Below are 17,886 nucleotides of genomic sequence, written 5' to 3' on the forward strand. Positions count from 1 at the left end.
GGGGCCTCACCCCACCTTCTCGATCAGGGCCCGGCGGATGAGGAACTTGCCGGGCTCGCGGACCTGTTCGAAGGCGGCGTTGTTCAGCAGCGCGCAGCTGCCGGAGACCGAAGTGACCTCCACCGTCGTGGACTTCTGGTTGTCCAGGTTCGTGACCTTCAGCCTGGTGCCGGCCGGGAACTGGTTGCTGGACGCCGCGGGAGCCCCGCCCTCGCCGGACAGCGTCACCGTCGAGCCGTTGCAGACCTGCCGGCCCGAGGCCGCGCCGCCGCCCTGGTTGCCCGCGTTACCGGTGTTCTGGCCGCCGCCCTGGTTGCCCTGGTTGCCCGTGTTCTGGCCGCCACCCTGGTTGCCCTGGTTGCCCGTGTTCTGGCCCGCGCCCGCGCCCGCGTTGCCGGCCGCGCCGCCCTGGTTGCCCGCGCCCCCCGCGCCCGCGCCGGGCTGTGCGGCCTGGGAGCCCTGAGCCGACTCCCCGACGGCGCAGCCGGACGCTTCCTGCTGGACCTGGATCTGCTTGATGACGGCCTCGCGGTTGGCGATCCGCGCGGCGGACTGGGCGTCGGGGTTGTCCCGCTGGCCCTGGATGAACCGCTGGTTGTTGCCGAGGGCGGTGGCGAGCCCCTGGCAGACGGTGGACTCGGCGGCCGTCCTGGGCGCCTGCGCGGCGTTCGAGGTGCTCGCCATGGCGAAGGCACCGCCGCCCGCCACCGCCGCCGCACTCACCAGCAGAGCGACCTTCTTCTTCGTGCCGAGAGTTCTCCTACGCGACATGCGCGCCTCCTGGGGGGTCGGGAGCGTACGCCGCTATGTACGAGATGCCGAACGGGGCTACTCAGCGGTTTCGACGGCCACTTGAGTAACCTGCGTCACATTCCCCGGTCCGCCTGGCCGCAATTGACGGAACGTCAGCTCTTGCGGGACAGCGCGTCCCGTACGGCCTCCTCCGTGCGCCCCACCACCGCCGTGCCGTCGTCCGCGGTGATGATCGGCCGCTGGAGCAGCGCGGGGTGCTCGGCGAGCGCCCGCACCCACCGCTCGCGCGAACGCGCGTCCCGGGCCCAGTCCTTGACGCCCAGTTCCCTCGCGACGGCCTCCTGGGTGCGGGTGATGTCCCACGGCTCCAGGCCCAGCCGGCCGAGCACGGCCCGGATCTCGTCCTCGTCCGGCGCGTCCTCCAGATAGCGGTGGACGGTGTAGTCGGCGCCCTCGGCGTCGAGCAGGGTGAGGGCGCCGCGGCACTTCGAACAGGCCGGATTGATCCAGATCTCCATACGGATCACGGTATCCCGCGAGGTGCGGCGCGCGGCGTCCGGCGGCGCTCGCCGACCCCGCTCCGACCGGACCGCGGACGCGCTCTGTTCGATTTCTGGCCGCTCTGTGCAGACCGGTCGCCGCGCTGCTGACATGGCGACAGATGTCCTTCTGAACAGGGGAATCGCAAGACAGTTGGGAGCTCTCGTTGTCAGTGGCGGGCAGTAGAATACAAGCAGTGTTCGAGAGCGTCGCCGGAGTGTCCGGCCGGCGCTCGCCCGCGACAGGAGGATGCCCGTGCCCGCTGCCGCACTGAAGCCGACCCCGGCCCGCGAGCCGCTGCCCACCCAGTCCACCGCCCAGCACCCGGTCCTGCTCGACCTGCCGTACGCGCCCGTGGCGAAGCGCCCGCTGCCGCCGGGCCGGCCCCGCGACTGGTACGTCACCCACAACCGCCGGCTGAAGGCCATGCGCCTGGCGATAGCGCTCCTCGACTCGGGCGTCCACCTGGCCGACCACGCCCGCGACGACACGATCCGCGGCACGGCGCAGACCATCGGCGTCCACCCGCCGTCGGACACGACGTGCCACATGGTCCGCGCCTTCATGAGGTAAGCCCGCTGGCGGACCGGCCGGGAGGGCGTGCCGAGCGCCCTCCCGGCCGCGGCACCGGACGGCGCCGGACGCCCTCACCGGAACCCCGGCCCCCGTCACCCGAACGCCGTACCCGGCATGCGTCCGCCGCCGTCCGCGCCTTCACTGCGATCAGGAGGTGACGGTGACACCGCCCCTCCACGGGCGCGGCAGCGGGAGGTGCGATGGGCGGGTACGGCACACGGCGGCTGGCGCACGCACACGGGGACCTCCCGTCATGACCACCCCCGGCACCGCCGCCGACCGCGCCCGGCGGGGCAGGACCGCCCGGCGGACCGTCCCGCGCTCCGCCCACGCCGGCTGGGTCCCCTCCGTCGGCCGCCCCGACCCCGTCGCCGTCCTCGAACGCCAGGGCCGCGACCGGCTGCCGGAGCTGCTGCCCATCCGGTACGGCCGCATGGCGGGCTCGCCCTTCGCGTTCCTGCGCGGCGCCGCCGCCGTGATGGCCGCCGACCTCGCCGCCCAACCGCACACCGGGCTCACCGTGCAGCTGTGCGGCGACGCCCACCTGCTCAATTTCGGCCTGTACGCCTCCCCGGAACGCACCCTGCTCTTCGACCTCAACGACTTCGACGAGACGTTCCCCGGCCCCTTCGAGTGGGACGTCAAACGGCTCGCCGTCTCGGTCGCCGTCGCCGCCCGCGAGAACGGCCACCCGGACACCGGGGCGCAGCGCGCGGCACTGGAGTCCGTGACGGCCTACCGCACCGCGATGCGGCGGCTGGCCCGGCTCGGCGAACTCGACGTCTGGTACACCCGCGTCGACGCCGACCGGCTGCTGCCCCTCGCCGGCTCCGCCCACGACCGCCGCCGCGTCGAGGCCACCCTCGGCCGGGCCCGGCGCCGCACCAGCCTGCGGGCCTTCGCCAAGCTGACCGAGGTGGTCGACGGGCGCCGGCGCATCGTCCACGACCCGCCCCTGCTGGAACCCGCGGGCACCGCCGACATGGCCGCCCTGCGCAAGATCTTCAGCGACTACCGCTCGACGCTCTCCGAGGAGCGCCGCCACCTCCTCGACCGCTACCGGTTCGTCGACGCCGCCCGCAAGGTCGTCGGCGTCGGCAGCGTCGGACTGCGCTGCTTCCTCGTGCTGCTCGCCGGGCGCGACACCGACGACCCGCTCTTCCTCCAGATCAAGGAGGCCCGGCAGTCCGTCCTTGAGGAGCATCTGCCGCACGGGCCCTACACCCATCCCGGCCACCGCGTGGTCTGCGGCCAGCGCCTGCTCCAGGCCGCGAACGACACCTTCCTCGGCTGGATGTCCGGACCGCAGGGCCGCGCCTTCTACTGGCGCCAGCTGCGCGACATGAAGGGCTCGGCGGACGTCGCCGCCATGGGCCCCGACGAACTGCGCTCCTACGCCCGGCTGTGCGGCACCGCCCTCGCCCGCGCCCACGCCCGCTCCGGCGACCGCGTCGCCATCGCGGGCTATCTGGGCGGCGCCGACACCTTCGACCGCGCCGTCGCCGACTTCGCGCTCTCCTACGCCCGTCAGACCGTCGCCGACCACGCCTGTCTCGGCGCGGCGGTCGCGGCCGGGGTGGTCACCGCGGCGCCGGGCGTCTGACACCGGGGCCGAGGGGACCCGGCCCGCGTCCGTCGAGCACCCGCCGCACGAACTCCCGCCGGTCACCGCCGTGGTGTGCGAACCACCGGCCCAGCATGTGCCCCGCGCCCACGACGTCGAACCGGCTGAACCGGGCGCGCGCCGACAGCGCGTCCTGGACGGCCAGGGTCACCGCCGCCGGGATGACCGCGTCCGTCTGCGGCACCGCCAGCACCGCCCGCCCCGCGTACGCCCGCAGCGCGTCGAGCGCCGGGGCGCCGCGCCAGCTCCCGGGCCCGCGGATGATCTCGCTGAACCGCCCGTCCCCGGTGCCGAACGGCACGTCCCACGCCTCCCGCGCGTACACCGCGGGCGCGCACAGCCCCAACGCGCCCACGCGCGCGCCGTAGTGGCCGACGAGGTCCGCCACCGTCTGGCCGCTCATGCTGAACCCGACCAGGATCAGCTCACCGTCCGCCGGCACCCGCGCGTCGATCACCGCGACCGCCTGCTCCAGACGCCGCCGCAGGCTCAACTCCCGCAGTTCACCGGTGCTTTCGCCATGACCGGAGAAGTCGAAGGCCAGGCCGCGGCAGCCGTGGGCGACGAACTCCCCGACCACCGGCAGCAGTCGGGCCGTGGTGCCGACCCCCGCGCCGTGCAGTACGACGGCGGTGGCGGCGCCGCCGTCACCGCCGTGCACCCCGTGGAGCAGTTCGCCGTCGTGGCGGATGGTGAAGTCCGAGAGTTCGCTCATGCGCCCCATTCACGCACGGCACCGCGCGCGCCCCTCGGGGTCCCGCCGCAGGAGCGCGGGCGGAGCGGGCGAAGGCGGAGCGGGCGAGGGCGCCGCCGCCGGTCCCGGGCGCCCCGTTCACAGGCCGGGGGCGCCCCACAGGGGGAACCAGCGGCTCAGGTCCTGCTCCATGCGCAGATCGTCCGCGAGCGCCGCCCGCACCCGCAGCTCCAGCGCGCCGTCCCGCCGTTCGGCCGCGCCGGACAGCGGAGCGAAGGGGTAGAAGGTGCCGCGCTTGTAGAGGTAGACGAGGGCCAGGCGGCGGCCCTGCGCGGACCCCGTGTCCTCGAACCCGGCCAGCGAGCAGAGCAGTTGCGGCCCGAAGCCGTTGACCTCCATCGCGCTGTTCACCGCGTGCAGATCGTTGACCAGGTCGGGCAGCCCGTCGGGTGACCGCCGGGAGACCAGCCACGAATAGCCGTAGTCGTCCACGGACAGCTCCACCGGCCGGCCCTCGCGCTCCGCGTCCGCGTCCAGCAGCGCCTGGACCTCGCGATGCGTCTGGGTGAAGGCCGCCCCCTCGACCGTCGCGAAGCACACCGCCCCGCTCCCGGTCGGCCGGAACCCCGCCGCCGCCTCCAGCGTCACCGCCGCCGACGGCAGCCCGAACAACTGGTCGAGATCGGGCGCGGCCGGCTTCGTACGGCCGAGCAGGATGTCCAGCAGCCCCATGCTCACGCCCCTTCGGGAGTCGCCGCCTCGCCCAGCTCGGCGGAGATCCGCCCCAGCTGGTCGAGCCGCTGCTCCAGGCTCGGGTGGGTGGAGAAGACGGTCGCGAAGCCGGGCTCGCGGCCCAGCGCGGGGGTGAAGTAGAAGGCGTTGAACGCCTGGGCGGTGCGCAGGTCCTTGGTCGGTATCCGGGCGATGTCGCCGGAGACCTTGGTCAGCGCGGACGCCAGCGCCGAGGGCCGCCCGGTGAGCAGGGCCGCGGCCCGGTCGGCGGCCAGCTCCCGGTAGCGCGACAGCGCCCGGATCAGCAGGAAGCTGATCGCGTACACGGCCGCCGACACCCCGAGCACGGCCGCGAGGACCGCGGCGGTGTTCTGGTCCCGGCGCCCGCCGCCCAGCAGCTGCGAGTACAGGGCGAACCGCACGATCAGCCCGGCGATCACCCCGAGGAACGAGGCGACGGTGATCACGGCGACGTCCTTGTGCGCCACGTGCGACAGCTCGTGCGCGAGCACGCCCTCCAGCTCGTCCCGCTCCAGCCGCCGCAGCAGCCCGGTCGTCACGCAGACCACGGCGTGATCGGCGTTGCGCCCGGTGGCGAACGCGTTCGGCATGTCCAGGCCGGACACGGCGACCACGGGCTTCGGCATGTCGGCGATCGCGCACAGCCGGTCCACCACGCCGTGCAGCTCGGGATACTCCTCCCGCTCCACGACCCGGCCGCGCATCGCGAACAGCGCCAGCCGGTCGGAGAACCAGTACTGCGCGCCCAGCAGCCCGGCGGCGACCACCACGACCAGCACCCAGGACTTCAGCAGCACGATCAGCGCCGCGACGAACCCCACATACAGCAGTCCGAGCAGAAACAGCGTGAGGCCCATCCGGGCCGTCAGCCGCCGGTCGCTCCGGAATCGGCTCTGCATGGCACACCACCCACCACTCAGGCACTCGTCCCACTGCCCAGTGTGCACCCGCCGACCCCCATGAACGGGTCGTGACCGGCCCCCGGCCCGGCAAAGAGACCAGGCAGGGCCACGGGGGCCGCGGACAGGAGAGCACACGCCCGTGCCCCGCCGTTCCTGGGAATCCCTGAGAACGGCGGGGCACGGGCGCGAAGCCTGGATCAGCTGCCGGTCACACCGGGTGACCGGGCCGGTCACACGTCGAAGTACAGCTCGAACTCGTGCGGGTGCGGGCGCAGCTGGAGCGGCGCGATCTCGTTGGCGCGCTTGTAGTCGATCCACGTCTCGATCAGGTCCGGCGTGAAGACGTCGCCCTGGAGGAGGAACTCGTGGTCGCGCTCCAGCGAGTCGAGCACGGCCGGGAGCGAGGTCGGGACCTGCGCCACGTTGGCGTGCTCCTCCGGAGCCAGCTCGTAGAGGTCCTTGTCGATCGGCTCGGCCGGCTCGATCTTGTTCTTGATGCCGTCCAGGCCCGCCAGCAGCAGCGCCGAGAACGCCAGGTACGGGTTGCCGGAGGAGTCGGGCGCGCGGAACTCGACGCGCTTGGCCTTCGGGTTCGAACCCGTGATCGGGATACGCATCGCGGCGGAGCGGTTGCGCTGCGAGTACACCAGGTTGATCGGCGCCTCGAAGCCCGGGACCAGGCGGTGGTACGAGTTCACCGTCGGGTTGGTGAAGGCGAGCAGCGACGGCGCGTGCTTGAGGATGCCGCCGATGTAGTAGCGCGCCATGTCGGACAGGCCCGCGTAGCCGGCCTCGTCGTAGAAGAGCGGGGAGCCGCCCTGCCACAGCGACTGGTGCACGTGCATGCCGGAGCCGTTGTCACCGAAGATCGGCTTCGGCATGAAGGTCGCGGTCTTGCCGTTGCGCCAGGCGACGTTCTTCACGATGTACTTGAACAGCTGAAGGTCGTCGGCCGCGGCGAGCAGCGTGTTGAACTTGTAGTTGATCTCCGCCTGCCCGGCGGTGCCCACCTCGTGGTGCTGGCGCTCGACCTTCAGGCCGGCCCGGTCCAGCTCCAGGGAGATCTCGGCGCGCAGGTCGGCGAAGTGGTCGACCGGCGGGGTCGGGAAGTAGCCGCCCTTGTAGCGGACCTTGTACCCGCGGTTGTCCTCCAGCGCGCCGGTGTTCCAGGCGCCCGCCTCGGAGTCGATGTGGTAGAAGGACTCGTTCTCCGACGTCTTGAAGCGCACGCTGTCGAAGACGTAGAACTCGGCCTCCGGGCCGAAGAACGCGGTGTCCGCGATACCGGTGGAGGCGAGGTACGCCTCGGCCTTCTTCGCCACGTTGCGCGGGTCACGGGAGTACTGCTCACCGGTGATCGGGTCGTGGATGAAGAAGTTGATGTTGAGCGTCTTGTCGCGGCGGAAGGGGTCGACCCGGGACGTCGACAGGTCGGCGCGCAGCGCCATGTCGGACTCGTGGATCGCCTGGAAGCCGCGGATCGACGATCCGTCGAAGGCGAGCTCCTCGTCCGGGTCGAACGCCTCGACGGGCACCGTGAAGTGCTGCATGACGCCCGGCAGGTCGCAGAATCGGACGTCGACGAACTTGACGTCCTCGTCGGCGATGAACTTCTTGGCCTCGTCGGCGTTCTGGAACATCCAGCTCCTCCTACTCCCGACCGTCCGTGCCGGGGTGGTAGTTCGTTGTGCGGCCAGTGCGGTGGCACACGCTGCACTCGACCCTAGGTACGGGTGATTTCTCGGGCGTGACCCGTTTGTTTCGCACACGTTAACCGGACATCCCGCGCCTCACCCCTCGTGTCCACATCCCAAAACGGGCGCAGTACCGTTGTCCCGTGGACAAGAGGCAAGCAATCGGATCCTGGCTCTCGGGCCCCCGCGCGGCCGCAGAGGAAGCCGGTGTCGACTTCGGATACCGAGGTGAGCAGCTGGGTCTTCCGCAGGAGGGGCCGGGCTCGCTCGCCGGTCCGGGCCGCCGGCTCGGCGCCCTCGCGGTCGACTGGGGCGTCAGCCTCCTGATCGCATACGGTCTCCTCACCGACGGCTACGGGCAGACGACCGGCAACTGGGCGCTGCTGCTGTTCTTCGTCATGGGCGTGCTGACCGTCGGCACCGTCGGCTCCACCCCCGGCAAGCGCCTCTTCGGCATCCGGGTGGTCGCCCTGGACACCGGCACCGTCAGCCCGGTGCGCGCCCTCGCGCGCACCGCCCTGCTCTGCGTGGCCGTTCCGGCCCTGGTCTGGGACCGCGACGGCCGCGGACTGCACGACCGGCTGGCGCGCACCGCCGAGGTCCGCATCTGACACCGAGGCCCGCGTCCGACCGCGGCGCACCGGGTGGCTCCGCGTCCGACCGCGGCGCACCGCACACGCCGAAGGGGCGCCCGGGAGATCCGGGCGCCCCTCGTGGCGTCGGGGGTGAGATCCGCGAGCGCGGTTCAGCGGGACTTGAAGCCGCCCTTCGGCAGCTTCATGCCCTTGGGCATCGGGCCCTTGGGCAGCGGCATGTTGCTCATGAGGTCGCCCATGGCCTTCAGCCGGTCGTTGGTGGCGGTCACCTGGGGGCCGGACAGCACACGGGACAGCTTCAGCATGGTGGTCCGCAGCTTCTTCAGCTCGACCTGGCCCTCCCCGACGCCGACGATCAGGTCGTGCACCGGCACGTCCGCCACGACGCGGTTCATCTTGCGCTTCTCGGCGGCCAGCAGGGACTTCACCCGGTTCGGGTTGCCCTCGGCGACCAGCACGATGCCGGCCTTGCCGACGGCCCGGTGCACCACGTCCTGGCTGCGGTTCATCGCGACCGCGGGCGTCGTCGACCAGCCCCGGCCGATGTTGTCCAGGACGGCCGCTGCGGCGCCCGGCTGGCCCTCCATCTGGCCGAACGCGGCCCGCTCGGCCCGGCGCCCGAAGACGATCGCCGTCGCGAGGAAGGCGAGCAGCAGGCCCAGGATGCCGAGATAGATGGGGAGACCGATCAAGAAACCGATCGCGAGGAAGACACCGAGGGTGACAGTTCCGACACTCGCGAGTACAAGACCGATCTTCTTGTCGGCCCTGCGGGTCATCTTGTAGGTCAGAGCGATCTGCTTCAGTCGCCCGGGGTTCGCAGCGTCCGCTGCAGGTTCCTTCCTCGCCATGCCACGAAGTCTACGTGGCCGCACAAGCGCCTTCGACGGCAGTGCCCTCGCGGCCGCCGGCGGGGCCCCGCGGAGGTGCCTCAGAGGTGCGGGACGGGGGTCCGCTCCAGCACGCGCTCGGCCTCGAAGCGGTCCTTGGCGCGGCGGCGGTCCTCCAGGACGGAGGTCCAGGCGTTGCGCCGGGCCGTGCGCTGGCCGCCGCTCATGAGCAGCGACTCGACGGCACGCAGTGCATCGGTGAACGACGGGATGGCGGTGGCGCGAACGGGCGCGGCCTGCATGGCGGGGGTTCTCCCTCGGGACGGCGGCTGCTCCGGCGAGCGGTGCACGGGGTGTACAACCAGGGTCACTGATTGGTGTTACCAGTGCATGACCGGCCGGTCAAACACCGATGAAGCCTTGATGGGCCACGCCACGGACCCGGCGCGGCCCCGCCGCCCTCCCCAGCTGCGGGGACGTCCGGGACCGCGCCGTCCGGCCATTCTCCGGGGATGCCGCCTGTGTGCGGATTCACACGCGCACAGTGGCACCCCGTGCCATCAGAGGGCCTGGGAGGCGACGAACGCGCCGCGCTTCTCCACGGCCATCCGGTAGAGCCGCCCGGCCCGGTAGGAGGAACGCACCAGCGGCCCGGACATCACACCGGAGAAGCCGATCTGCTCGGCCTCCTCCTTCAGCTCCACGAACTCGTGCGGCTTGACCCAGCGCTCCACGGGGTGGTGGCGCACGCTCGGGCGCAGGTACTGCGTGATGGTCACCAGCTCGCATCCGGCGTCGTGCAGCTGCCGCAGCGCCGCGCTGACCTCCTCGCGGGTCTCGCCCATGCCGAGGATCAGGTTGGACTTGGTGACCAGGCCGTCGTCGCGGGCGTCGGTGATGACCTTCAGGGAGCGCTCGTAGCGGAAGCCGGGGCGGATGCGCTTGAAGATGCGCGGCACCGTCTCGACGTTGTGCGCGAAGACCTCGGGCCGCGAGGCGAAGACCTCCCGCAGCAGCTCCGGTACGGCGTTGAAGTCGGGGGCGAGCAGCTCGACCTTGGTGCGGCCGGCCTCGCGGGCGGCGGTCTGCTCGTGGATCTGGCGGACCGTCTCGGCGTACAGCCAGGCGCCGCCGTCCTCCAGGTCGTCGCGGGCGACGCCGGTGATGGTGGCGTAGTTCAGGTCCATGGTGGCCACGGACTCACCGACGCGGCGCGGCTCGTCGCGGTCGAGCGCCTCCGGCTTGCCGGTGTCGATCTGGCAGAAGTCGCAGCGCCGGGTGCACTGGTCGCCGCCGATGAGGAAGGTCGCCTCGCGGTCCTCCCAGCACTCGTAGATGTTCGGGCAGCCGGCTTCCTGGCAGACCGTGTGCAGGCCCTCGCTCTTCACGAGGTTCTGCATCTTCGTGTACTCGGGACCCATTTTCGCCCGGGTCTTGATCCACTCGGGCTTGCGCTCGATGGGGGTCTGGCTGTTGCGGACCTCCAGGCGCAGCATCTTGCGTCCGTCCGGTGTGACTGCGGACACGTCGGCTCCCTGTGCTTCGATTCGTCGGCGTACACCAGGGTACGCCCGTGTTTACCGAGCCCTGCGGTCAGGCCAACCCCATGACCGGCGGGCCCATTCCCGTCCTCAGGCGGTCGCCTTCTCGGTCTCGCGCGGCCGGGGGTCCGCGTTCTCCAGGACGTCCCGCAGGTGCCGTTCCACCACCGGCAGCACCTCCTCGACCGTCACGTCGCGGCCGAGTTCGGCGGCGAGCGAGGCGACCCCGGCGTCGCGGATCCCGCACGGGATGATCCGGTCGAACCACTTGTTGTCCGGGTTCACGTTGAGCGCGAAGCCGTGCATGGTCACGCCCTTGGCGACCCGGATCCCGATGGCGGCGATCTTGCGGTCCTCGCGCCGCTGGCCCGCGTTGGAGGGCGCGTACTCGGGGCCGTCGAGCCGCGGGTCGAACTCCTCGTCGGCCAGTCGCGGGTCGAGGTCCAGCGCGAGGCCGCCGAGCGCGGGACGCCGCTCGACGGGGTCGCCGAGGACCCATACGCCGCTGCGCCCCTCCACGCGGCTGGTCTCCAGGCCGAACTCCGCGCAGGTGCGGATCAGGGCCTCCTCCAGCCGCCGTACGTGCGCCACGACGTCCACCGGGCGCGGCAGCTTCTGGATGGGGTAGCCCACCAGCTGCCCCGGCCCGTGCCAGGTGATCTTCCCGCCGCGGTCCACGTCGACGACCGGTGTGCCGTCCAGGGGCCGCTCGTTGTCCGCCGTGCGCCGGCCGGCCGTGTAGACCGGGGGGTGTTCGAGCAGCAGCACCGTGTCCGGGACCTCGTCGGCGAACCGCGCCGCGTGCACCCGGCGCTGCTCGTCCCACGCCCGCCGGTACTCGACGCGCTCGGCGCCGAACCCCATGCGGACGAACCGCAACTCACTCACGGCAAGCGCCTCCTCGGGAGCCTGGCCAAGTCGTCAGGCACGAACCGTGCCCACGCCACTGTACGACCGGGCTGTTCGAGCAGAGGCGCCCGCCAGCGTCAGCCCAGTAGGGCAATCCTCACACGATCGGATGAATGGTCGGCGTAACCTGCGATCGACTGCTTACTCTCCGCTACATTCGCGCCGTTCGAGCGGTCAAAAGGGCTGCTCAACGGCAATCCGGGCACCCGGCGGCCAGACGGCTCCGCGAGGCCCGAAAGGCAGGAGACCGCACCGCAGATGACGGAACGACCCGCGCAGCGCACGCCCAACCGCCAGCTCGCCGCGCTCATCGCAGAAGCGGGATTCTCCAACGCCGGTCTCGCCCGCCGGGTGGACCAGCTCGGTCTCGAACACGGGCTCGACCTGAGATACGACAAGACCTCGGTCACCCGCTGGCTGCGCGGACAGCAGCCGCGCGGCACGACCCCGGCCCTGATCGCCGAGGTCTTCACCCGGCGCCTGGGCCGCCGGCTGTCCGCCCAGGACCTCGGGCTCGACGCGTGCGCGCCCGTCTACGCCGGGCTGGAGTTCGCCGCGACCCCCGAGGAGGCCGTCGACATCGTCAGCGGCCTGTGGCGCAAGGACTCCGGCAGCCACGCCGAACTGCGCAAGATCGCCTTCACCCCGGCCGGCCTCGTCGTGCCCAGCCGGGACTGGCTGATCGGCCGCGCCGACGACAAGGTCGCCCGCGGTGAGCCGGTCACCCGCATCCCGGCCCAGCACCGCCCCCAGGCCCCGGCCAGGTTCCCGGCCGGGGCGGAGGCGGGCCCGCCGCCCCGGCAGCCGCGCGGCCCCGCCGAGCGCGGCCCCGGCCAGAAGGTCACCGGCGGAGACATCGCCGCCCTGCGCTCCGTCGGCGACCTGTTCCGCTCCCTGGACGACATGTACGGCGGCGGCCACGCCCGGCAGGCCCTCGTGCGCTACCTGGAGCACGAGTGCGAGCCGATGCTGCGCGGCAGCTACGGCGAGCAGACCGGCCGCCGGCTGTTCGCCGCCGCCGCCGACCTGACCCGGCTCGCGGGCTGGACGTCGTACGACATCGCCGCCCACGGGCTCGCCCAGCGCTACTTCGTGCAGTCGCTCAGACTCGCGCAGGCGGCGGGGGACCGCCCCTTCGGCTCCTACGTGCTCGCGACCATGAGCCGCCAGGCCGTCTACCTAGGCCACGGCCGCGAGGCCGTCCAGCTCGCCCGCGTCGCCCAGCAGGGCGTCGGCACCGGCGCGCCCCCCGTCGTGCAGGCCCTGCTGCACGCCTGCGAGGCGCGCGGCCACGGCGTGCTCGGCGAGGTGCGCGCCTGCACCGCCTCCCAGGTCCGGGCCGAGCGCGCCCTGGAGAGCGCCCGTCCCGGCGACGACGTCCCGCACTGGGCGCGCTTCTTCGACGAGGCGCAACTGGCCGACGAGTTCGGCCACTGCCACCGCGACCTCCAGCAGTTCCGCGCGGCGGCCCAGCACGCCGAGCGCTCTCTGCAACTGAGGGCTCCCGCCTTCGCCCGCAGCCGGCTGTTCTGCCGGGTCGTCCTCGCCTCCGCCCGGCTCGGCCTCGGCGAACTCGACCAGGCGTGCGCGCTCGGCGCGGAGGCCGCCGGGCAGGCCGTCGAGATGCGCTCGGTCCGGGCGATCGAGTACGTCAAGGACTTCGAACGCAGGCTGGAGCCCTACCGCGACGCGGCGCCCGTCAGGGGGTACCGCGACAAGGTGGCGGCCCTCGGGTAGCGGCGGCCCGCGTCACGGGGCCCTCAGGCGGCGGCCCGCGTCACGAGGGCCCGTCAGGCGGCGGCCCGCAACGGCTCGGCCCGGTGCAGCGGTCCGGCGGCGCCCAGGTCCGCGAGGATCGCCGAGGCGGCCCGGTGCGCGGAGTGCAGGGCGCCCTGGACCGTGCTGGTGTCGCGGTGGTCGCCGCAGACGTACAGGCCCGCCAGGAGACGCACCGGCCGGCGCAGGTCGTGCGGCGCGCTCATGGCCGGGACGGCCTGCGGGGTGTGGTGCACCGCGAGCGTCTCCCAGCGCCGCGTGGAGGTGCCGTACAGCCGCGCGAGATGCCCGCGCACGGCCGTGTCGACGTCGGGCGGCGGGGTGCCCAGCACCGTCGAGGACACCAGCGCCCGCCCGGCCGGCGCGCGGCTCGGGTCGACCTCGCTGATCACCGCGGTGTGGGCGACCGGGCCGCCCCGGTCGGCGTCCAGCAGCAGCGAGGCGCCGGTCGGCGGGGGCTCGTCCATCGTGTGGTGCAGCACCGTCACCGGGTGGAAGCCGGGGACCCGCAGGCCCGGCAGCAGTTCGGCGGCGGTGCGCGCGTCCGTCGCCAGCAGGACGGCCTGGCACCGTATCTCGCCGTGCTCCGCCGTCGTCACGGACGTGGTGGCGACGGACGTCACCCGCACACCGGTGCGCACGGTGCCCGGCGGCAGCCCCCGGGCCAGCAGCTCCGGCAGCGCCTCGGCGCCGCCCTCGGGCACGCACAGCCGCCCGCTCGCGAACGCCCGCAGGGTCAGATCCGCGCACCGGCTCGACGTGGTCAGCTCCGGGTCGCACAGCAGCGCGGCCAGCAGCGGACGCAGGAAGCCCTCGACGGTCCGCGCGGGGATGCCCCGCGCGGCGAGCGCCTGTGCGGCCGGCAACTCGGGGCGGGCCAGCAGCCGTTCGACGGGCGCGGAGGCGAGGCGGGCGAGGGCGGCGCCGAGCCGTGCCTGATCGACGGCGGTACCGAGGGGGGCAGCAGCCCGCACCCTCGGTACCGCCGTCTGTCCGGGGACACCGCGCGCGGAGGACGTCCGAGGGGCGCTTGCCAGGGCGCGCACCGCATGCAGTGCGCCCCTCGCGCGCCGGGAACTCCCCTGTCCGGCCAGGGCGCCCGCCCGGTGCCGCCGTCCGTCGCAGTGCAGCAGTACGCCGGGCGCGAAGGCCCGCAGGGCGAGGGCGCCGAGCCCCGGTGTCAGCCGTAGTTCGGGATACGACGTCGACAGCAGCTGCCCGATCCGGTCCAGCCGGAACCCGTCGACCTTCTCGGTGGACATGCGGCCGCCCGGGTAAGGGGCTGCCTCCAGGACCGTGGTCGCGATTCCTGCGCTGGTCAGCCGATGCGCCGCGGAGAGTCCGGCGACCCCGGCTCCCACGATGACGACGTCCGCCTGGTACGCGGGCTCAAGCACGTGCCCCTCCTCGAGGTTGCGCGGCCGGTGGAGACGTGATGCCCCCAACAGGCCCGGGAAATACCCGAGTTCGGGTTGAGGGTAGGACCGCGCGGGCCCCGCGGCAGTCGCGCATCCCCAGAGCACGGTCGCACGACGGTCGCATGCAACCGCAAGAACAGACCCCCGACTCCCCCCACCCGCGCCCCCACCCGCGCCCCCCGCCCACGGCAGGAAGAACCGCGCCCGGGAGGCCGCGTACGGCGGGAGGGAACGGCGCCGGGGGCGCGGGGAAGGCCGCGTACGGCGAGGAGGCACCCGCGCGGTGGGCCGGGGGAGCCCCAGCGCCCCGCCGCTACCCCGCAGCCGCCCGGATCGCGTCCTCGATCCCCGGAAACGCGAAGTCGAACCCCGACTCCAGCAGCCGCGCGGGCAGCACCCGCGCGCTCCCCAGCACATCCCCGGCCATCTCACCGAGCACCGCCTGAAGCACGGCCGCCGGCACCGGCAGCACCGCAGGCCGGCGCAGCACCCGGCTCATCGCCTCGGTGACCTCACGGTTGGTCACCGGCTGAGGCGCCGTCACATTGAAGGGCCCGGCAAGACCGTCGGTGTCCAGCAGATGCCGGATCGCGGCCACCTCGTCGTGCAGCGAGACGAACGACCAGTACTGCCGCCCGTTCCCCATCCGCCCCCCGAGCCCCGCCTTGAACAGCGGGAACAGCCGCTGCCAGGCCCCACCCTCACGCGCCACCACCAGCCCGGTGCGCGCGAACGCCGTCCGCACCCCCGCCTCCCGCGCCGGGCCCGCCGCGCCCTCCCAGTCCACGACCAGCGAGGCCAGGAAGCCCTCCCCGGCCGGCGCGCTCTCGTCGACGGCACGCTCACCGGTCTCCCCGTAGTAGCCGATCGCGCTGCCGTTGACGAAGACCGCGGGCCGTTCGTCCGGCGCGAGCGAGGCCATGGCCCGCGCGAGCGCTGCCGTGCCCTGCACCCGGCCGTTCCGCAGCGTCGCCTTGTACGCCTCCGTCCAGCGCCGCGACCCCACGTTCGCCCCCGCCAGGTTCACCACGGCCGCGCATCCCGCGAGCCCCGCCGTGTCCACGTACCCGCGCTCGGGGTCCCAGCGGATCTCGTCCGCCGCGCGCGGCGCCCGGCGCACCAGCCGCACCACCTCGTGGCCGTCCCCGGCCAGGGAGCGCACGAGGGCGCTGCCGATCAGTCCGGAGGAACCGGCGACCGCGATCCTTGAGAGAGTCATGGAACCCATCCTGCCGTCGACCACGGAGATCCCCGCGGAGCATCCCTTCCCCGCGCCGTAGGGTTGCGCCCATGCCCGATCCGCACATACGCCCCGCCCGCCCCGAGGACGGCGAGGAACTGGGCGTCCTCGACCGTCTGACGTGGTCACCCGTGCACGCCGTCCTGCCGCGGCCGCAGCCGCCGTACCCGCCGTTCTTCGACGACCGGCACGCCCCGGGCGACACGCTCGTCGCCGAACTCGGCGGCCGGCTGGTCGGATACGTCCGCCTGGCCCACGCCACCGCGCTCGCCTCGAACGCGCACGTCCTGCAGATCCAGGGGTTCGCCGTTTTTGGCGAGGCACGCGGGCGGGGCGTGGGACGGCGGCTGGTCCGCGCGGCCGTCGACGAGGCCCGCCGCAGGGGCGCCCGCCGCCTCACCCTGCGCGTCCTCGGCCACAACGCCCCCGCCCGCGCGCTGTACGAGGCGGAGGGGTTCGTGGTGGAGGGCATCCTGCCGCAGGAGTTCTGCGTGGAGGGGACCTACGTGGACGACGTGGTCATGGGGCGCTCGCTGTGAGGTCCGGGAGAGGCGTCAGGACGTGACGAGCCGCCCGGTGTCCACCGGCGCCGTGGCCGTCGCGGCGCGCGACGCGTCGGCGGCGACCTCGGCCGCCGTGAGGACGTACCCGGTCTCGTCGTCGGAGGTGGAGCGCGCGAAGACGACGCCGAACACCCTGCCGTCGGTGGTCAGCAGCGGCCCGCCGGAGTTGCCGGGGCGCACGGTGGAGCGGATCGAGTAGATCTCCCGGGTCACGGTCGCGTCGCTGTAGATGTTCTGGCCCGTCGCCCGCACCCGGTTCGCGACCGTCGCCGCCTGGAGGTTGAGGCCGCCGTCCTCGGGATACCCCGCCACGACCGCCGAGTCCCCGCGCCGTGCGTCGCCGTCGAAGCGCAGGACGGGGGCGCGCAGATCCGGTACGTACAGCACGGCCACGTCCCGCCGGGGGTCGAAGAGCACCACCCGGGTCTCGTACGAGGGTCCGACCCCGCCGATCCGCACGGTGGGGGCGTCGATGCCGGCGACCACATGGGCGTTGGTCATCACGCGCCGCGGGGCGTAGACGAAGCCGCTGCCCTCGCGGCCCTGGGTGCCCGAGGAGCCCTCGATCTTGACGGTGCTCGTCTTGGCGGCGTTCGTCGCGGCCGCCGTGACGCTGTCCCCGGTGGGCCGGGCGACCTCGGCCGTCGACTCGTTCTCGAAGGGGTTGAAGACCTGGGGGAAACCGGCCTCGGTGAGTGCGGAGGTGGCCCGCGAGAACCAGGCGGGAGTGGTGTCCGGCATGGTGTCCTGCACCGTCCCGAGCAGCCGGGAGTCCCGGATGGCGGAGGTCAGCAGCGGGGAGGAGGACGCGGCGAGGACGCTGGCCGCCACCCACGCCACGATCAGCACGGCGACCGCGTTGGCGGCGGCGCCCCCGATGCCGTCGGCCACCCGCAGCGGCCCCCGGTCCAGCTCGCGGCGCAGCCGCAGCGCCAGCCGGCCCGCCAGCTCGTGCACCACTACCGCGGGGACCAGCACGGTGAGCACCGCGGTCACCGTCGCCCCCGTCGTGCCCGGCGTGACCAGGTCCATCATCCACGGCAGGACCCACACGCCGATCGCCGCGCCGCCCACGAACCCGGCCAGCGACACACAGCCGGCCACCAGCCCGCGCCGGTAGCCGGACGCCGCGTAGGCCAGGATCACCAGCAACAGCAGGATGTCGAGCAGGTCCACGGAGCCGCCTTTCTCTAGGACCCTTAGTACGCGCGCGGGGCGCCGGTTGATCAGCGGGCACGGCCCGGCCACCCGCGAACCGGCCACGCCCTGTACACCCGGAGAAACGCCCCGGACCCGGACGATGGTTCCACCCGGTGTCACACCACACATCGCGGGCGGAGCGGATCCGTCGGACAGTAGGTGCATGCGTGTCTTCCGAAGGGTCTTCCGACCCTTCCGACCAGCGAGACGAAGACCGGACGCGTCAGTGGCCCCCGCCGCGCCGGAGCGCCCCGCCGCGCCTGCCGCCCCCGCGCCC

General features: G+C 73.2%; 18 protein-coding genes. 5 read left to right on the forward strand and 13 right to left on the reverse strand.

All coding sequences use genetic code 11. From position 1 onward, the window contains the following. Positions 1-6: 6 nt before the first annotated feature. Together SZN_RS26845 and SZN_RS26850 are read right to left on the reverse strand one after the other, a co-directional pair. Entirely contained in the window at positions 7-771 is a 765-nt protein-coding gene (locus SZN_RS26845; RefSeq protein WP_043733335.1) for an RlpA-like double-psi beta-barrel domain-containing protein, read from the reverse strand. A gap of 134 nt (positions 772-905) precedes the next feature. Next, a complete protein-coding gene (locus tag SZN_RS26850; protein WP_007500915.1) occupies positions 906-1,271 on the reverse strand; it encodes an arsenate reductase family protein in 366 nt (121 codons plus the stop codon). 277 nt (positions 1,272-1,548) lie between these two features. On the opposite strand from SZN_RS26850, the gene SZN_RS26855 reads away from it, so the two are divergent. Further along, on the forward strand, positions 1,549-1,866 hold the full coding sequence (locus SZN_RS26855) for a hypothetical protein (RefSeq protein WP_007500917.1): 318 nt from the start codon (positions 1,549-1,551) through the stop codon (positions 1,864-1,866). A gap of 256 nt (positions 1,867-2,122) precedes the next feature. Next, positions 2,123-3,472: a DUF2252 domain-containing protein gene (locus SZN_RS26860; RefSeq protein ID WP_007500919.1), complete on the forward strand. Its 1,350-nt coding sequence runs from the start codon at positions 2,123-2,125 to the stop codon at positions 3,470-3,472. Here SZN_RS26860 and SZN_RS26865 read toward each other — a convergent pair. From SZN_RS26865 to glnA, 4 genes are all read right to left on the reverse strand, one after another. Continuing rightward, positions 3,450-4,208, reverse strand: a complete 759-nt coding sequence (locus SZN_RS26865; protein WP_007500921.1) for an alpha/beta hydrolase — start codon at positions 4,206-4,208, stop codon at positions 3,450-3,452. The two genes, SZN_RS26860 and SZN_RS26865, sit on opposite strands and share 23 nt — an antisense overlap. A 117-nt stretch (positions 4,209-4,325) precedes the next feature. After that, a complete protein-coding gene (pspAB, locus tag SZN_RS26870; RefSeq protein WP_007500923.1) occupies positions 4,326-4,919 on the reverse strand; it encodes a PspA-associated protein PspAB in 594 nt (197 codons plus the stop codon). A gap of 2 nt (positions 4,920-4,921) precedes the next feature. After that, positions 4,922-5,839: a zinc metalloprotease HtpX gene (gene htpX, locus SZN_RS26875; protein WP_007500924.1), complete on the reverse strand. Its 918-nt coding sequence runs from the start codon at positions 5,837-5,839 to the stop codon at positions 4,922-4,924. A gap of 233 nt (positions 5,840-6,072) precedes the next feature. Continuing rightward, positions 6,073-7,482, reverse strand: a complete 1,410-nt coding sequence (glnA, locus tag SZN_RS26880) for a type I glutamate--ammonia ligase (protein ID WP_007500925.1) — start codon at positions 7,480-7,482, stop codon at positions 6,073-6,075. A 197-nt stretch (positions 7,483-7,679) separates the two neighbouring features. Here glnA and SZN_RS26885 point away from each other — a divergent pair, with 197 nt between their 5' ends. Further along, the gene (locus SZN_RS26885) at positions 7,680-8,147 is read left to right on the forward strand and encodes an RDD family protein (RefSeq protein WP_007500926.1); all 468 of its coding nucleotides are present in this window, start codon (positions 7,680-7,682) and stop codon (positions 8,145-8,147) included. Between the two features lie 134 nt (positions 8,148-8,281). Here the strand turns inward: SZN_RS26885 and SZN_RS26890 are convergent, their stop codons facing one another. The 4 genes from SZN_RS26890 to lipB all read right to left on the reverse strand — a co-directional run bounded on the left by SZN_RS26890 (position 8,282) and on the right by lipB (position 11,391). Beyond that, positions 8,282-8,983: a DUF4191 domain-containing protein gene (locus SZN_RS26890; protein ID WP_043733338.1), complete on the reverse strand. Its 702-nt coding sequence runs from the start codon at positions 8,981-8,983 to the stop codon at positions 8,282-8,284. An 80-nt stretch (positions 8,984-9,063) separates the two neighbouring features. Next, on the reverse strand, positions 9,064-9,264 hold the full coding sequence (locus SZN_RS26895; protein WP_007500928.1) for an SCO2195 family GlnR-regulated protein: 201 nt from the start codon (positions 9,262-9,264) through the stop codon (positions 9,064-9,066). A 258-nt stretch (positions 9,265-9,522) separates the two neighbouring features. Then, on the reverse strand, positions 9,523-10,488 hold the full coding sequence (gene lipA / locus SZN_RS26900) for a lipoyl synthase (RefSeq protein WP_007500929.1): 966 nt from the start codon (positions 10,486-10,488) through the stop codon (positions 9,523-9,525). A 105-nt stretch (positions 10,489-10,593) separates the two neighbouring features. Beyond that, complete coding sequence (gene lipB / locus SZN_RS26905; protein WP_043733341.1) at positions 10,594-11,391, reverse strand: lipoyl(octanoyl) transferase LipB; 798 nt, start codon at positions 11,389-11,391, stop codon at positions 10,594-10,596. 279 nt (positions 11,392-11,670) lie between these two features. On the opposite strand from lipB, the gene SZN_RS26910 reads away from it, so the two are divergent. Further along, positions 11,671-13,149: an NsdA family TPR-like regulatory protein gene (locus SZN_RS26910; RefSeq protein ID WP_007500931.1), complete on the forward strand. Its 1,479-nt coding sequence runs from the start codon at positions 11,671-11,673 to the stop codon at positions 13,147-13,149. Positions 13,150-13,202: 53 nt separating this feature from the next. On the opposite strand, the gene SZN_RS26915 is transcribed toward SZN_RS26910, so the two are convergent. Together SZN_RS26915 and SZN_RS26920 are read right to left on the reverse strand one after the other, a co-directional pair. Further along, on the reverse strand, positions 13,203-14,585 hold the full coding sequence (locus SZN_RS26915; RefSeq protein WP_007500932.1) for an NAD(P)/FAD-dependent oxidoreductase: 1,383 nt from the start codon (positions 14,583-14,585) through the stop codon (positions 13,203-13,205). Between the two features lie 334 nt (positions 14,586-14,919). Continuing rightward, a complete protein-coding gene (locus SZN_RS26920; RefSeq protein ID WP_043733343.1) occupies positions 14,920-15,825 on the reverse strand; it encodes a TIGR01777 family oxidoreductase in 906 nt (301 codons plus the stop codon). A gap of 71 nt (positions 15,826-15,896) precedes the next feature. On the opposite strand from SZN_RS26920, the gene SZN_RS26925 reads away from it, so the two are divergent. Then, positions 15,897-16,385 carry a GNAT family N-acetyltransferase gene (locus SZN_RS26925; RefSeq protein WP_007500935.1) on the forward strand — a complete coding sequence of 163 codons (489 nt, stop codon included), beginning with the start codon at positions 15,897-15,899 and terminating at the stop codon, positions 16,383-16,385. Between the two features lie 15 nt (positions 16,386-16,400). Here SZN_RS26925 and SZN_RS26930 read toward each other — a convergent pair whose 3' ends face one another. Beyond that, positions 16,401-17,585 carry a MarP family serine protease gene (locus tag SZN_RS26930; RefSeq protein ID WP_007500936.1) on the reverse strand — a complete coding sequence of 395 codons (1,185 nt, stop codon included), beginning with the start codon at positions 17,583-17,585 and terminating at the stop codon, positions 16,401-16,403. Positions 17,586-17,886: the final 301 nt, after the last annotated feature.

Source organism: Streptomyces zinciresistens K42 (assembly GCF_000225525.1).
Classification (GTDB): Bacteria; Actinomycetota; Actinomycetes; order Streptomycetales; family Streptomycetaceae; genus Streptomyces; species Streptomyces zinciresistens.

Bases quoted from the DNA above. Each gene is read 5' to 3' on its own strand.
- pspAB (WP_007500923.1), bottom strand. From the start codon at position 4,919: ATGGGGCTGCTGGACATCCTGCTCGGCCGTACGAAGCCGGCCGCGCCC.
- SZN_RS26860 (WP_007500919.1), top strand. From the start codon at position 2,123: ATGACCACCCCCGGCACCGCCGCCGACCGCGCCCGGCGGGGCAGGACC.
- SZN_RS26845 (WP_043733335.1), bottom strand. From the start codon at position 771: ATGTCGCGTAGGAGAACTCTCGGCACGAAGAAGAAGGTCGCTCTGCTG.
- SZN_RS26925 (WP_007500935.1), top strand. From the start codon at position 15,897: ATGCCCGATCCGCACATACGCCCCGCCCGCCCCGAGGACGGCGAGGAA.
- SZN_RS26920 (WP_043733343.1), bottom strand. From the start codon at position 15,825: ATGACTCTCTCAAGGATCGCGGTCGCCGGTTCCTCCGGACTGATCGGC.
- SZN_RS26890 (WP_043733338.1), bottom strand. From the start codon at position 8,983: ATGGCGAGGAAGGAACCTGCAGCGGACGCTGCGAACCCCGGGCGACTG.
- SZN_RS26850 (WP_007500915.1), bottom strand. From the start codon at position 1,271: ATGGAGATCTGGATCAATCCGGCCTGTTCGAAGTGCCGCGGCGCCCTC.
- SZN_RS26895 (WP_007500928.1), bottom strand. From the start codon at position 9,264: ATGCAGGCCGCGCCCGTTCGCGCCACCGCCATCCCGTCGTTCACCGAT.
- htpX (WP_007500924.1), bottom strand. From the start codon at position 5,839: ATGCAGAGCCGATTCCGGAGCGACCGGCGGCTGACGGCCCGGATGGGC.
- SZN_RS26910 (WP_007500931.1), top strand. From the start codon at position 11,671: ATGACGGAACGACCCGCGCAGCGCACGCCCAACCGCCAGCTCGCCGCG.
- glnA (WP_007500925.1), bottom strand. From the start codon at position 7,482: ATGTTCCAGAACGCCGACGAGGCCAAGAAGTTCATCGCCGACGAGGAC.
- SZN_RS26865 (WP_007500921.1), bottom strand. From the start codon at position 4,208: ATGAGCGAACTCTCGGACTTCACCATCCGCCACGACGGCGAACTGCTC.